Source organism: Pseudomonas sp. PvP025 (assembly GCF_017832155.1).
Classification (GTDB): domain Bacteria; phylum Pseudomonadota; class Gammaproteobacteria; order Pseudomonadales; family Pseudomonadaceae; genus Aquipseudomonas.
The window spans coordinates 2,349,426-2,363,769 of record NZ_JAFIBJ010000001.1; the positions used below are offsets into that span (position 1 = coordinate 2,349,426).

Below are 14,344 nucleotides of genomic sequence, written 5' to 3' on the forward strand. Positions count from 1 at the left end.
TCCCGCCGGGCCGGGTCTGCCTGGGTGTTCCTGTGCTCGGAGTTAACATGACGCTGTCCAGCGGGCTGATCGCCGCCGTTGCCCTGGCCTATATGGCCATTATGTTTGCCATCGCCTTCTACGGTGACCGCCGCCGCGCGCCATTGCCACCACGTGTGCGCGCATGGGTGTACAGCCTGTCGCTGGCGGTGTATTGCACCAGCTGGACGTTCTTCGGCGCCGTCGGCCAGGCGGCCGAACAGCTGTGGGCATTCATCCCGATCTACCTGGGCCCGGTGCTGTTGCTGGTACTGGCACCCTGGGTGCTGCAAAAGATGGTGCTGATCAGCAAGCAGGAAAACATCACCTCCATCGCCGACTTTATCGCCGCCCGTTATGGCAAATCCCAGTCGCTGGCCGTGGTGGTTGCATTGATCTGCCTGGTCGGCGTGCTGCCGTATATCGCGCTGCAACTCAAAGGCATCGTGCTGGGGGTCAACCTGTTGATCGGCTCTGGCGCCGACACCACCGGCACCCGCGCCCAGGACACGGCGCTGGTGGTTTCACTGGTGCTGGCGCTATTCACTATCGTCTTCGGCACCCGCAACCTCGACGCCACCGAACACCACCGAGGGATGGTGCTGGCGATTGCATTCGAATCGCTGGTCAAGCTGTTCGCGTTTCTTGCGGTCGGCGCGTTTGTGACCTACGGCTTGTATGACGGCTTCGACGACCTGTTCAGCCAGGCGATGCTCGCGCCCCGGCTGGAGGAATACTGGAAAGAGACCATCAATTGGCCGTCGATGGTGGTGCAGACGGGCGTGGCCATGATGGCGATCATCTGCCTGCCACGGCAGTTCCACGTCACAGTGGTCGAGAACATCGACCCGCAGGACCTGCGCCTGGCCAAATGGGTGTTTCCGGCGTACCTGATCCTCGCCGCACTGTTCGTGGTGCCAATTGCCCTGGGCGGCAAGATGCTGTTGCCCGGCTCGGTATTGCCCGACTCCTACGTGATCAGCCTGCCCCTGGCCGAAGCTCATCCGGCGCTGGCGGTATTGGCGTTTATCGGCGGCGCCTCGGCCGCCACCGGCATGGTAATCGTGGCCAGCATCGCGCTGTCGACCATGGTGTCCAACGACATGCTGCTGCCCTGGCTGCTGCGCCGTTCCAGCGCCGAGCGGCCGTTCGAAGTGTTCCGCCACTGGATGCTCTCGGTGCGCCGGGTCAGCATTGTGATCATCCTGCTGCTGGCCTATGTCAGCTATCGGTTGCTGGGCTCCACCGCCAGCCTGGCCACCATCGGTCAGATCGCCTTTGCCGCCGTGACCCAACTGGCGCCCGCCATGCTCGGCGCGTTGTACTGGAAGCAGGCCAATCGGCGTGGCGTGTTTGCAGGCCTCGCGGCGGGCACGTTCCTGTGGTTCTACACCCTGGTCCTACCGGTGACCGCGAAAAGCCTCGGTTGGTCCTTCAGCATTTTCCCCGGCATGACCTGGCTGCATTCGCACCCGCTGGGGTTGTCCGTCACCTCGCTGACCCTCGGCACGGTGTTTTCCCTGGCAGGCAACTTCACTCTCTTCGTGTGGGTGTCGATGTTGTCGCGCACCCGGGTTTCCGAGCATTGGCAGGCCGGCCGCTTTATCGGCCAGGAGACCAGCCAGCGTGCCAGCGCGCGCTCCATGCTGTCGGTGCAGATCAGCGACCTGCTCAGCCTGGCGGCGCGCTTTGTCGGTGAGGAACGCGCGCAGCAGAGCTTCATCCGCTTCGCCTATCGTCAGGGCAAAGGTTTCAACCCCAACCAGAATGCCGACAATGACTGGATCGCCCACACCGAACGCCTGCTGGCCGGGGTACTCGGCGCCTCGTCGACGCGGGCCGTGGTAAAAGCTGCCATTGAAGGTCGGGAAATGCAGCTTGAGGACGTCGTCCGAATCGCCGACGAAGCCTCGGAAGTGCTGCAGTTCAACCGGGCCCTGTTGCAAGGCGCCATCGAGAACATCACCCAGGGCATCAGCGTGGTCGATCAGTCACTCAAGCTGGTGGCCTGGAACCGCCGTTACCTGGAGCTGTTCAACTACCCGGACGGGCTGATCAGCGTGGGCCGGCCAATTGCCGACATCATTCGCTACAACGCCGAACGCGGCCTGTGCGGCCCGGGCGAGGCCGAGGTGCATGTGGCGCGACGTCTGCACTGGATGCGCCAGGGCCGTGCGCACACCTCCGAGCGTCTGTTTCCCAATGGCCGGGTGATCGAGCTGATCGGCAATCCGATGCCGGGCGGCGGCTTTGTCATGAGTTTCACCGACATCACCGCGTTCCGCGAAGCGGAGCAGGCCCTCACCGAGGCCAATGAAGGGCTGGAACAACGGGTGACCGAGCGCACCCATGAACTGTCGCAACTCAACCTGGCACTCACCGACGCCAAAGGCGTGGCCGAGTCTGCCAGCCAGTCGAAAACCCGCTTTCTCGCCGCAGTGAGCCATGACCTGATGCAGCCCTTGAACGCCGCACGTCTGTTCTCCGCCGCCCTCTCCCATCAGCACGACGGCCTTTCGAGCGACGCCCGGCAACTGGTGCAGCACCTGGACAGTTCGCTGCGTTCGGCTGAAGACCTGATCAGCGACCTGCTGGATATTTCGCGCCTGGAAAACGGCAAGATCAACCCGCAGCGTCAGCCGTTTGTACTGAACGAACTGTTTGACACCCTTGGCGCCGAGTTCAAGGCGTTGGCTCAGGAGCAAGGCTTGCGCTTTCGTCTGCGCGGCAGCCGTCTGCGAGTCGACAGTGACATCAAGCTGCTGCGGCGGATTTTGCAGAATTTTCTGACCAATGCATTCCGTTATGCCGAAGGCCCGGTGCTGCTGGGCGTACGCCGGCGTCGCGGGGAATTGTGCCTGGAGGTGTGGGACCGTGGCCCGGGCATTCCGCTGGATAAACAGAAGGTCATTTTCGAGGAGTTCAAGCGCCTGGACAGCCACCAGACCCGCGCCGAGAAAGGCCTGGGCCTGGGCTTGGCGATTGCCGATGGCTTGTGCCGGGTGCTGGGCCACCGCCTGAGCGTGCGCTCCTGGCCGGGCAAAGGCAGCGTGTTCAGCATGCGCGTGCCATTGGCGCGCAACCAAGCCAGCCCACCGCTCAAGGCGCCGCAGGAAACCGGCCAACCGCTGAGTGGCGCGCGCGTGCTGTGCGTGGACAATGAAGACAGCATCCTGATCGGTATGCGCAGCCTGCTGACCCGGTGGGGCTGCGAAGTATGGACCGCCGCCGATCAGGCGCAATGCGCCGTCTTGCTTGCCGACGGCGTACGTCCGCAACTGGTGTTGGTGGACTATCACCTGGACCACGGCGAAACCGGCACCGGGCTGATGGGTTGGTTGCGTGCGCAGCTGGCCGAGCCGATTCCCGGCGTGGTGATCAGCGCCGATGGCCGTGCAGAGACAGTCGCCGAAGTTCACGCAGCGGGGCTGGACTACCTCGCCAAGCCGGTAAAACCTGCAGCGCTGCGGGCGCTGTTAAGCCGGCACCTGCCGCTGTAAGCCTGCTTCACTCGGTCAAAATGTGGCAGGGGGCGTGCTCCCGATTGCAGTCGCTCAGCCAACCAAAACGTAGCTGGCCCGCCGCTATCGGGAGCAAGTCGCCTCCCACACTGGGGCTGCGTTTTTATTCGGGGACGTGCGCCACGCCATCAGAGTCGGTCATCGCGCGTTCGAGCAAATCGGCCGGCAGGCTTTTGCTGGCGCGGGCACCGAGCAGCCTTAATTGCTCGGTGCGGCTGACCAGATTTCCGCGTCCATCCGTAAGCTTGTTGCGCGCTGCGCTGTAAGCCTTATCCAACTGCTGCAGCCGGTTGCCCACTTCATCCAGGTCCTGGATAAACAGCACGAACTTGTCGTACAGCCACCCGGCACGTTCGGCGATCTCCCGCGCGTTCTGGCTTTGACGCTCCTGCTTCCACAGGCTGTCGATCACGCGCAATGTGGCGAGCAAGGTGGTGGGGCTGACGATCACGATGTGGCGGTCGAACGCTTCCTGGAACAGGTTGGGCTCGGCCTGCAAGGCCGCCGAAAAAGCCGCCTCGATCGGCACGAACAACAGCACGAAGTCCAGGCTGTGCAACCCCTCCAGGCGTTTGTAATCCTTGCCGGCCAAGCCTTTGACGTGATTGCGCAGCGACAGCACGTGCTGCTTCAACGCCGCCTGGCCGATCACCTCGTCATCCGCCGCCACATACTGCTGGTAGGCGGTCAGGCTGACCTTGGAGTCGACGACCACCTGCTTGTCGCCGGGCAACATGATCAGCACATCCGGCTGGAAACGCTCGCCGTCCGGACCCTTGAGGCTGACTTGTGTCTGGTACTCGCGGCCCTTCTCCAGGCCTGCATGCTCCAGCACGCGCTCAAGGATCAACTCGCCCCAGTTGCCCTGGGTTTTCTGGCCCTTGAGGGCGCGGGTCAGGTTGGTGGCTTCGTCCGACAGGCGCAGGTTCAATTGCTGCAGGCGTTCAAGCTCCTTGGCCAGGGAGAAACGTTCACGGGCTTCATTCTGGTAGCTTTCTTCAACGCGCTTTTCGAAGGACTGGATGCGTTCCTTGAGCGGATCGAGCAACTGACCGAGGCGTTCCTGGCTGGTTTCGGCGAAGCGCTGCTCACGTTCATCGAAGATTTTCCCGGCCAGCTCAGCGAATTGCGCACGCAGCTCATCCCGGGAACCTTGCAGGTCGGTGAGGCGTTGCTGGTGGCTGTCCTGTTGCTCGCGCAGCTCGGCCTGCAACGCGGCCGCCAGGGCGTCGAGGCGGCGCAGTTCGGTCTCCTTGGCGCTACGGTCGAGATTCCAGGCGTGGGCGGCATCGCGGGCATTATCGCGATCGATCTGCAGCAATTCGACCTCGCGACGCACGGCCGCCAGATCCGCCTGCTTGGCCGCGTTGGCGTGGCTCAAGTCGCTGATCTCATCGCGGCTGGCGTCCAGCTGGGCAGCAAGCCCTTCCTGGGCCAGTTGCGCGGTGGCCAGTCGTTCTTCGAGCAGTTCCCAGCCGGTGGTGCGCGCAGTCAGGCGCCGCTGAAGCTGCCAACACAGCGCCAATAACGGCACCGCGGCGCCCGCGAGGCCCAGCGCGAGGCTGGTCCAGTCAAAAGCCATAGCCATATTTGCCGTCACCGAAAAAGACCAAGGTTAACCAAGCGCAGGGCTGGAGGACAGCTCAGTCTTCGACCTGGGCCAATTCGCGCAGGGCACGGCGATCGCCGGCGCGGGCGGCCAGGCGCAGCAGGTCGTGGCCGATGCGACGGTCGCGGGCATTCCCGCATTCACGGCACATGAGTTCGCCCAGGCGACTCTGCGCAGCCACCACGCCTGCGCGGGCCGGCTGCTTGAGCAAACGCCCGGCAAAGTGCTTGACGTTGGTGTGATGCCCCAGGCGTGGACTGTCGAGCAGCCACAAGGCGACCTTCAGGGAGAAGCGCCTGGGTGCGGTAACAGTCTGGGAGGTATCGGTAACAGAAGATGATACTGAGCGAAACTTCATAAAGCACTGTGGGACAGATCGGAAGGCGCGCCACTCTACTCTTTTTTTCGTGCAGGTAAAGCTGAAATAAACCTGCACGCCCGTGCTAGAGCAAGCGCGTGGGACAATCCACAGAAGCTGTGGATAACTCAGTGGACAACCGTGCTTTAACTTGCGCAAAGCCCCATGGAACGGGGGCCGCAGTCAAACTGACGATTTTTTCACCAATAAAAAAAAGCGATGTTTTTCATTGACTTAAATTTTCATTGCAGGCAAATGGCGGCCCCGGAGTGCAAGTACCGGCAGCACGACACAGGCTGCAACCAATGTGCACAAGTTGCAATCATCCGGCTATATGAACGTGATTTTTTGAGTCGTCAACCAGCGCAAATGTTACCGAAGGTGCGAAAGCGGGACTTTTCAAATGCCTTTCCGGTCGCCACACTGCCCCACCTGGCAGCGCATCGGTGTACGGATACATGAAAGGAATGCTGTTATTCGCCGTGTTGTTATTGGCCATCTGCGCGACGTCTCTGGGCATCAATGCGGCGCTGCCCTCCCCCGACGGCGCATTGTTCGCCATCGCCATTCTGGTGTCTGCGGCGTTCACGGCATTGAGCCTGTGCATTGAGCTGGGTGAGGGCCGGATCAATGACATGGGGGATGTGATGAAGGTGGTCGAAGCAGGCCAGTCACTGCGGCTGACCCTGGCCACCTACGCGCTGGGCTGCTCGCTGGCGGCGGCGATTACGGTGCTGGTGTATCGCGGACTGCTTGGCGGCTGAATGAAGTTTTTTTGCCAGCGGGCTTTCCTTTCGTGTTTCGATCCATTACTATCCGCGGCGTTAGTACCAAGCTGAAAGTCAATTCTGGTCGAACAAATCCCCTGAACAACGCGGGATCGACCACCTCGATGGTTTCCAGGTATCGCTTGCGACGACACAGCCTTTGAATAAGCAAAGGGTGTCGCGAAGTTTCCATACTCTGACCGAACCAACCTGCAGATTGATCAGGATCTTCACCCCGGGCCCAGAACCTTTGCCCTTGTTGTGTTGCCTGCCCTCCTAAGTACCTACCTGCCAGCCCAAGCGCGCCTAATTATCAGCGCTTCAAACTGGCGGCTTTGTTCCAGTCAGGTTCTTCGTTTGATCAATGGTGATCAACGTTACTGGAACGTTTTAACGTTGCACGGTTCTTAAACCGTGTCATTTGTAGGAACACCCATAATATGAACGCTCAAATTCACACTCAGGATGCCATCCGCACCCTCACCAACGCTTTTGCCCCAATGAACTGCCTGATCATGGCCGCTCGCAAAGGCTGCTTCAGTTTCACCCTGGTCAACGAGCACGGCATCGCGCGTCACAGCGAACGCCTGTACCCCGATCAATACTCCAGCGCAGAACCGCTGCAGGCCGTGATCGAGCGTACCCGTCAGGCACTGGTTGCCTGATCGACCCGAGTCGCTGAAACGCAAAAACCCTGTCTGAAAAACAGGGTTTTTTATTGCCCGCGATTTGTACTCGGCGATTTCGACCTCAGTTCGAATAGATATAACCGTTATAACTGAATGAAGAAGATGTTTTAAAAACAGCCTTTTACATCACGAATATCACACTACACTTCAACTCGAGCGGCATGATCCGCTTTCGGCGAGCCTGAGCTTCGATTCATTGCTGCCAAGCCCTCCCCGCTCAGGCGTCGTCGACCATCCCCGCTGATTGAAGCGTAAGTGAGCCTTATCGACGGGTGACACGTATCTGAAAATAAATATTTCATGCTCAAAGCGGACTACGCATGGTGAGCAAAGCTCGGTAAACCGGTGTTTCGCCAATGAATCATGAGCCCCCACCGACCGGGGAATTTGCAAGATTCGTCAAATAACGAGAATTTTGGTCTGATTGTCCTACAAAACCCCTCTATCTCCTGCATTACAGCCTATAGCGCGATGTTAAATTTATTGATACTTTCCGCAACGGTGATCACCACGGAGTTCTAATAATGAAAAAAGTAATGCTCAAGACCACACTTAGCTTCGCCGTTGCCATGGCCTCTTCCCAACTGTTCGCAAGCGGTTTCGCGCTGAACGAACAGAGCGTCAGCGGGATGGGTACGGGTTTCGCCGGTCGTTCCTCTTCTGCCGATGATGCAAGCACTGTCTACGGCAACCCTGCCGGTATGGCACGCCTGCAAGGCCAGCAGGTCACGGGTGGCGCTGCAGCCATCGACGCCTCCACCGACATCAGCGACGTGAGTGGCCGCTCCCGCGGCAGCAACAAAGGCGATATGGTGCCTTTCACTGGCGTTCCTTTCGGTTTCTACACCAATAAACTCAACGATCAATGGGCGGTCGGCTTCGGCGTCTATGCACCGTTCGGCCTGGTGACCGATTACGAAAGCGGCTTCCAGGGCCGTGGCTTTGGCAGCAAAAGCGAAGTAAAAGTCATCACCTTGCAGCCTACCGTCAGCTACGCCTTCAATGATCGCGTTTCCGTAGGTTTTGGCCCGACCATCAACCGCATCGCCGGCACCCTGGAATCGGACCTGACGCTGAACCCTGCCGCGCCGGACACCAATATCAAGATCAAGGGTGACGACACCGCACTGGGCTTCAACGTCGGCGTGCTGGTTCAAGCCACCGACACCACCCGTGTCGGCCTGACCTATCACTCCAAGGTCAGCTACAAGCTCGATGGCCATACCGAAGTCACCGCACCGACTGCGACTTCGCCGTTCCTGCGCAGCAATCGCTACGATGCGTCGCTGAAGATCGACACCCCTGAGTCCTACGACCTGTCGGTCACCCAGGACCTGACCGACGCGTGGAAACTCTACGCGGGCGCGACCTGGACCCGTTGGAGCCGTCTGAAAGACATCACCGTCGAAAACAAGGGCGTGAGCGGCGCTACCGGCGGCGCACTGGCGCCAGCCCTGGTGAGCACCATCAAGGAAGACCAGAACTGGCACGATACCTGGGCCTACGCCTTGGGTACCTCGTACCAGCTGACCAAACAGGTGGTACTGCGTACCGGCCTGACGTTCGACCAGTCGCCGACCAACAACACGGATCGCTCGCCGCGCATCCCGACCGGCGACCGCACCATCTTCAGCCTGGGCCTTGGCTACGAAGTGATGCCGAACATGACCGTCGACGTGGCCTACTCCTACCTGAAGGAAGAGGACGTCAAGGTTGCACGCTCCAACCAATTGGCCAGCTACAACGCCAAGTATGAAAACAGTGCCAATGGTTTCGGCCTGGGCATGACCTACCGCTTCTGATTCACAGCGGCATAAAAAAGCCCCGCTCTCCTGCAAGGGAGGCGGGGCTTTTCAATGGGCGCCCATCAGGGTTTGGAGGCGATTGCCTTTTCGACCGCGTCTATCAACTCCGGGCTGTCGGGCTTGGTGAGGCTGGAAAAGTCGGCGATGACCTTGCCCTGGCGGTCCACCACGTACTTGTAGAAATTCCATTTGGGCGCGTTGCTCTGCTGCGCCAGCACCTTGAACAGGTGCACCGCATCCGCGCCCCTGACCGGCTGCGGCTCGGTCATGGTGAACGTGACGCCGTAATTTACATAGCAGACCTTGGCGGTCTCCTCGCCGGTCCTGGCTTCCTGCTTGAAGTCGTCGGATGGCACGCCGATCACTTCCAGCCCCTGACCCTTGTAGCGTTGGTACAAGGCTTCGAGACCTTTGAATTGCGGCGCGAACCCGCAAAAGCTCGCGGTATTGACGATCACCAGCGGTTTACCGGCAAAACGCTGGCACAGGTCGATGGATTCTTTCGCACGCAACTTGGGCAGTTGCCCTTCGAGCAGCGGCGGACACTCGGCAGCCATCGCCACCCCGCCAAAAGCCGCCATCAACACGGGAACTGCAAGCCAGCGCATGTGCATGTGGAAATGTCCTATAAAAAATTCAGAGCCCGAACTTAACAGATCGACATACCCAGTTGCATCAACGCCAGTCCTCCACGTTGCCAGCCCCACCAGGCCATCAGCAACAGGACGATGCCGGCGACGATCACCAACGACCTTGCTGTCCCGCTCATGCTGCCTCCATCTGCGCCTGCAGCCTGGCCACCGGCCGCTCGCGCACCGGCCAGTTCAGGCCTGCAGCGATCAGGCTGAGCGCGATTGCCACCTGCCAGATCAAATCGTAGTTGCCGGTATGATCATAGACCACCCCGCCCAACCACCCGCCGAGGAACGAGCCGAGCTGGTGAAACAGGAACACAATCCCACCGAGCATGGAGAGGTTTCGCACACCGAACAGCGTCGCGACCGTGCCATTGGTCAGCGGCACGGTGGACAGCCACAGGAACCCCATGGCCATGCCGAACAGGTACGCGCTGACCTGGGTCACCGGCGCCCACAGGAACAGCGCGATCACCACCGCACGCAACAGATACAACCCCGTCAGCAGGCGCGGCTTGGACATGCGCCCGCCGAGCCAACCGGCGGTGTAGGTGCCGAAGATATTGAACAGGCCAATCAACGCCAGCACGGTGGTGCCGACCGTGGCCGGCAAATGCTGGTCCACCAGGTAGGCGGGCAAATGCACACCGATGAACACCACTTGAAAACCGCAGACAAAGAAACCAAAAGCCAGTAACCAGAAGCCGGAGTGGGAACAGGCTTCCCGCAACGCTTCACGCAGGGTCTGCTGGCCGACCAGTACCGGCAGCGGCCTGTCCTTGAGCATGCTGACCAGCGGCAGAATCAGCGCCACCATCAAGCCCAGTGCCAAGAGCGCGGCCGACCAACCCAGCCAACTGATCAGACCCAGGGTGCCCGGCACCATGGCGAATTGGCCAAAAGACCCGGCGGCGCTGGCAATGCCCATGGCCATGCTACGTTTTTCCGGGGCCACCGCACGCCCGACCACACCGAGGATCACCGAAAACGAAGTGCCTGACAGACCGATGCCGATCAACAGGCCCGCGCTTAATGACAGTGACCACGCCGAATCGGACAAGCCCATCAACACCAGGCCCACGGCGTAAAGAACGCCGCCGACAAACACGGTTTTGGTCGCGCCAAAGCGGTCGGCCAGGGCCCCGGTGAACGGCTGCGCCAGGCCCCAGATCAGGTTTTGCAAGGCAATGGCGAAGGCGAAGGTCTCACGGCCCCAGCCGAATTCGGCGCTCATCGGCGACAAAAACAGGCCAAAGCCATGACGCACGCCCAAAGACAACGCCAGGATCAGCGCACTCCCCACAAGAACCCAGCCACTGGTGCGCCACATCGAGGTCATTTCTTATTCTCCGCTCGCGGGTATATACCCGCTTATCGTCGAACGAACCCGCCCTCAGGCGAGTTCGTCCAGCAAGGCCAACAGGGTTTCGCGCTTGTCGGCGCCCAGTCGGTCAATCAGTTTCTGCTGCGCCGCTTCCCAGGCCGGCAACGCAGCAGCCAGCCGCTCTGTACCGGCATCGGTCAACATCACCAGACGGTTTCGCAGGTCGCTACCCTCGACCAACTGCACCAGGCCTTCGCATTCCAGCACCCGCAGATTGCGCCCCAGGGTGCTGCGATCCAGGCCCATGGCATCGGCCAGGCTGGAAATACTCGGCTGATCCAGCCGCTGCAGGTTGCACAGCAGTGAATACTGGGCGACGTTGATCCCGAAGCCGTCGAGGGCGCCGTCGTAGTGCCTGCTGACGCCACGAGCGGCGCGACGCAGGTTGATACATAAACATTGGGAGGCAAGCATGGAGCGTGTATATACCCGCGATTGAGCAAATGCAAGAAAGTGTTACAAAGCCAGCCCGACCAGCACCGCCACTTCCAGCAGCTCCAGCACGGCGCCGGCCGTATCGCCAGTGGTGCCACCGAGCCGCTTGACCATCAGCCGACGCAGGCCGATAAAGCACAGCGCTGCGAGCAGCACGGCGATGCCGCCACTGAAACCGCCGATCAGCAGGCAGGCCAAACCGCTGAGGATCAGCACCTGCTGGCCCACCACGCGCGGTAAATAATCTGACAAGGCCTGGCCCAATCCCCCTGCCCGCACATAGCGCGTGGTGAGAAACAGCGCCAGCATCGAGGCGCGCCCGATCAGCGGCGCCAGGATCAAGGCCGCACCGTTGTGCTGCTCGATCAGGGCGACTAACGCCGCGAACTTGAGCAGCAACACCAGGCCCAGGGTTACCACGGCAATCGGCCCGCTGCGCGGGTCTTTCATAATGCTGAGCGTACGCTCGCGGTCGCCGAAGCCACCGAGCCAGGCATCCGCGCTGTCTGCCAGGCCGTCCAGGTGCAGGCCGCCACTGAGCAATACCCACGCAGTCAATAGCAGCGCGGCGTGCAGCAACAGCGGTGCGCCCATCAACAGACTGTTCAAGCCCCACAGCAGCAACCCGAACAGCAAACCCACCAGTGGATAAAACAGCAACGACCGCCCCAGCTCCCGGGGTGGCGGCATGCCCGGCAGGCGAATCGGCAGGCTGCTCAGAAATTGCAGGGCGATCCAGAACGGCAACATGATCAGATGTCTTCCTTTAATACACCGCCTGCGCCGACGCGCAGGCTGAACAGCCCGCCGTGGCCGACTTCGACGTTCAGCAACTGCTCGCGCGGCAGGCCACGCGCGCGGGCCAGCAGCAAACGCATCACCCCGCCGTGGCTGATCAACAGAACGCGCTCACCGGCATAGGCCTGATGCAGGCGTGAGACCGCACCAAGTACGCGGTCGGAAAAATCGCTGACTGGCTCTCCCTCGGGTGGGGTGAAGTTATACGGATCGGCCCAGAACAGGCCCAGGCCTTCAGCATCGGTTTGCATCAGTGCCGCCGCGCTCTGCCCTTCCCAGGCACCGAAGTGCAGCTCCTGCAGGTCTTTTTCCAGGCTCACCGGCAGGTCGAGGCGTGCACCCAACTCCTCGGCAAAACGCGCACAGCGTTGCAGCGGCGAACTGATTACGCGGGCCCAGGGCCCCTGCTCGACCACGGCGGCGCGCATCTGCGTCCAGCCGTTGGCGGTGAGCGCGTCATCCAGGCTGCCGCGCAGTCCACCGCCCAATTCGGTTTCACCGTGACGCAGCAAGTCCAGGTGCAAGGTCATGCAGGACGGTCCGCCACGGCCGCTTCGGCGAAGGTCGCCATCTGCCCGTGCAGCGCGCAGGCCAGGCGCAACAGCGGCACCGCCGTTGCCGCGCCACTGCCTTCGCCCAGGCGCAGGCCAAGGTCCAGCAATGGCTGGGCGTCGAGGCGTTGCAGCACGTGGCGATGCCCTGGCTCGGCGCCACGATGGCCAAACAGCAGCCAGTCGCGGCACGGCGGGTTCAGATGCGTGGCAACCAGCGCCGCGACGGTGCAGATAAACCCGTCCACCAGCACCGCGACGCCCTCCTGGGCACAGGCCAGATACGCGCCGACCAGCGCCGCGATCTCAAACCCGCCGAGGTTGAACAGCGTCTGCAGCGCATCACCGCGTTGCCCGGCGTGCAGCGCCAGCGCGCGCTCGATAACGGCCACTTTGTGGCTGACACCCTGGGCATTGAGCCCCGTGCCCGGGCCGGTCAGGTCTGTCACCGGGCAATCGAGCAAGGCACACGCCAACGCACTGGAGGCGGTGGTGTTGCCGATGCCCATCTCGCCGCCGATAAACAATTGCGCGCCGCTCTCCACGGCGCGCAGCACGCTATCGCGGCCGGCTTGCAGCGCTTGCCTGCCCTGGGCCGCAGTCATCGCCGGGCCCTTGACGAAATTCGCCGTGCCCGCGCCGAGATTCAAATGACGCACGCCGGGCAGTTTCAACGCAGGCGTGACGGTGCCGAGGTCGACCACTTCCAGCTGTGCATCCAACTGGCGCGCCAACACACTGATGGCCGCGCCGCCGCTGACAAAGTTGTGCAGCATCTGCCCGGTCACTTCCTGGGGAAAGGCCGATACACCTTCGGCAACCACGCCGTGATCGCCGGCGAAGATCGCGATCCACAGCCGATCCACCGACGGTTTGACCCGTCCCTGCAACCCCGCCAATTGCACCGCCAGCGCTTCCAGTTGGCCAAGGGAACCGGCCGGTTTGGTCAATTGCTGCTGGCGTGCCAGGGCTTGTTCGTACGCCGAGGCGTCAATCGCCTTACACGGGTTGAGCCACCAGGTGTCACTCATAACGCAGTACCTTTCAAAGTCAGGGGCAGGCCGGCGACGGTCAGGACAACACGCTGACAACGCTCGGCCAGGGCTTGATGCAGCCAACCGGCTTCATCCACATAGCGGCGAGTCAATTCGCCCAGCGGCACGACACCCAGACCGGTCTCGTTGCTGACAAAAATGATCTGCCCAGGCAGCGAGGCCAGGGTGTCCAGCAGTTGATCGCGCTCGAACGCCAGGCGCCCTGCGTCCTCGAGCATCAGCAGGTTGGTCAGCCACAGGGTCAGGCAGTCCACCAACAGGCAGCGATCCACTGCCGCGTTGTCGCGCAGGACACGCGCCAGCTCAATGGGCTCTTCGATCAAACCCCAATGCTCGGGTCGACGCTGGCGATGCAAGGCAACCCGCTCATTCATCTCACCGTCCAGCGGCTGGCTGGTGGCGATATAAGTGACCGGCAAACCACTGTCGCAGGCAAGCGTTTCGGCGAGACGGCTTTTGCCGGAACGAGCGCCACCGAGGATCAGTTCAAGCATGGATGGCACCTTCGGTTGGCTGAAATTGTTTGGCTGTCAGGCTGCCATCGCGAACAAACCCGCTGCCACAGAAAAGCACATCAGCTGTTGAGCTGGCTTTTGATTTTGCTTTTGATCTCAGGCGCCCCGTAAAACCACGCTGGCCGAACGCAGGTTTGAATCCGTGGGCAACCCGGCAGGACGCCGGGTTAGCCGCGCTGGGCCATGGATGGCCCATCGCGGCGG

13 protein-coding genes are annotated in these 14,344 nt (G+C 61.5%); 4 read left to right on the forward strand and 9 right to left on the reverse strand.

The window, feature by feature from the left end:
* Nucleotides 1–47 precede the first annotated feature (47 nt).
* On the forward strand, nucleotides 48–3,518 hold the full coding sequence (locus tag JOE32_RS09715) for a PAS domain-containing hybrid sensor histidine kinase/response regulator (RefSeq protein WP_209983516.1): 3,471 nt from the start codon (nucleotides 48–50) through the stop codon (nucleotides 3,516–3,518).
* 124 nt (nucleotides 3,519–3,642) lie between these two features.
* On the opposite strand, the gene rmuC is transcribed toward JOE32_RS09715, so the two are convergent.
* A complete protein-coding gene (rmuC, locus tag JOE32_RS09720; RefSeq protein ID WP_209990442.1) occupies nucleotides 3,643–5,007 on the reverse strand; it encodes a DNA recombination protein RmuC in 1,365 nt (454 codons plus the stop codon).
* Between the two features lie 175 nt (nucleotides 5,008–5,182).
* Nucleotides 5,183–5,506, reverse strand: a complete 324-nt coding sequence (locus JOE32_RS09725; protein WP_209983518.1) for a sel1 repeat family protein — start codon at nucleotides 5,504–5,506, stop codon at nucleotides 5,183–5,185.
* Nucleotides 5,507–5,964: 458 nt separating this feature from the next.
* Here JOE32_RS09725 and JOE32_RS09730 point away from each other — a divergent pair, with 458 nt between their 5' ends.
* From JOE32_RS09730 to JOE32_RS09740, 3 genes are all read left to right on the forward strand, one after another.
* Complete coding sequence (locus JOE32_RS09730) at nucleotides 5,965–6,270, forward strand: hypothetical protein (protein ID WP_209983520.1); 306 nt, start codon at nucleotides 5,965–5,967, stop codon at nucleotides 6,268–6,270.
* A gap of 443 nt (nucleotides 6,271–6,713) precedes the next feature.
* Nucleotides 6,714–6,938 (forward strand): hypothetical protein, encoded by a 225-nt coding sequence (locus tag JOE32_RS09735; protein ID WP_003175353.1) that lies wholly within the window; start codon nucleotides 6,714–6,716, stop codon nucleotides 6,936–6,938.
* A gap of 548 nt (nucleotides 6,939–7,486) precedes the next feature.
* Nucleotides 7,487–8,764 carry an outer membrane protein transport protein gene (locus JOE32_RS09740; RefSeq protein ID WP_057010350.1) on the forward strand — a complete coding sequence of 426 codons (1,278 nt, stop codon included), beginning with the start codon at nucleotides 7,487–7,489 and terminating at the stop codon, nucleotides 8,762–8,764.
* Between the two features lie 65 nt (nucleotides 8,765–8,829).
* On the opposite strand, the gene JOE32_RS09745 is transcribed toward JOE32_RS09740, so the two are convergent.
* The 7 genes from JOE32_RS09745 to cobU form a co-directional block, all read right to left on the reverse strand.
* Complete coding sequence (locus JOE32_RS09745; RefSeq protein ID WP_209983521.1) at nucleotides 8,830–9,381, reverse strand: redoxin domain-containing protein; 552 nt, start codon at nucleotides 9,379–9,381, stop codon at nucleotides 8,830–8,832.
* 151 nt (nucleotides 9,382–9,532) lie between these two features.
* Nucleotides 9,533–10,732 carry an MFS transporter gene (locus JOE32_RS09750; RefSeq protein WP_209990445.1) on the reverse strand — a complete coding sequence of 400 codons (1,200 nt, stop codon included), beginning with the start codon at nucleotides 10,730–10,732 and terminating at the stop codon, nucleotides 9,533–9,535.
* Nucleotides 10,733–10,795: 63 nt separating this feature from the next.
* Entirely contained in the window at nucleotides 10,796–11,200 is a 405-nt protein-coding gene (locus tag JOE32_RS09755; protein ID WP_209983523.1) for a MarR family winged helix-turn-helix transcriptional regulator, read from the reverse strand.
* A 42-nt stretch (nucleotides 11,201–11,242) separates the two neighbouring features.
* Nucleotides 11,243–11,971 carry an adenosylcobinamide-GDP ribazoletransferase gene (locus tag JOE32_RS09760; protein ID WP_209983525.1) on the reverse strand — a complete coding sequence of 243 codons (729 nt, stop codon included), beginning with the start codon at nucleotides 11,969–11,971 and terminating at the stop codon, nucleotides 11,243–11,245.
* A 2-nt stretch (nucleotides 11,972–11,973) separates the two neighbouring features.
* Nucleotides 11,974–12,549 (reverse strand): alpha-ribazole phosphatase family protein, encoded by a 576-nt coding sequence (gene cobC, locus JOE32_RS09765; RefSeq protein ID WP_209983527.1) that lies wholly within the window; start codon nucleotides 12,547–12,549, stop codon nucleotides 11,974–11,976.
* A complete protein-coding gene (gene cobT / locus JOE32_RS09770) occupies nucleotides 12,546–13,601 on the reverse strand; it encodes a nicotinate-nucleotide--dimethylbenzimidazole phosphoribosyltransferase (protein WP_209983529.1) in 1,056 nt (351 codons plus the stop codon). Before cobT ends, cobC begins: the two co-directional genes overlap by 4 nt.
* Entirely contained in the window at nucleotides 13,598–14,119 is a 522-nt protein-coding gene (gene cobU / locus JOE32_RS09775; RefSeq protein ID WP_209983531.1) for a bifunctional adenosylcobinamide kinase/adenosylcobinamide-phosphate guanylyltransferase, read from the reverse strand. The genes cobT and cobU overlap by 4 nt, the downstream gene beginning before the upstream one ends.
* Nucleotides 14,120–14,344: the final 225 nt, after the last annotated feature.